We start from the raw sequence: 411 nt of genomic DNA on the forward strand, positions 1-411 counted from the left end.
CACCAACTTAATGCGTATCATTAATAAAGCAGAAAAGAAAGTGAGTGATAATAAGGCGGGTAAAACAGTCTATAATGAGATTTACGACTTTACAATTAATACGCATTACGCAAAAGTAATAACACATAATAATGGGTTAAAAAATTACACCTTTGGCGTTTACAGAGCAGAGGATAATGGTTTATTAGAAAATGTGCTTTTAGAAGAACAAGCAGATCATACTTTTAAAGTCTTTTTAGTACAATACACTATTACTGAAACAGAAAAAAACAGCTTAATCAATCGAGAGATTGTTAATCTAGATGATAAAATTACATTCACGCCATTAGATGATATTTCTGATACTATTTTTAGTAAAGTAAACTCTGATGCCGAAACCTGTACGGTGTATTCTTATGATTGGTATACAGG

The 411-nt window shown here is 30.9% G+C and carries 1 protein-coding gene; it reads left to right on the plus strand.

The annotated features are described in order from the left end of the window. Positions 1-10 precede the first annotated feature (10 nt). Positions 11-411 (plus strand): hypothetical protein (locus tag ACVC2P_RS03405; RefSeq protein ID WP_452597084.1); only part of this gene is annotated, 401 nt, incomplete at its 3' end.

Source organism: Pontimicrobium sp. MEBiC01747 (assembly GCF_053601635.1).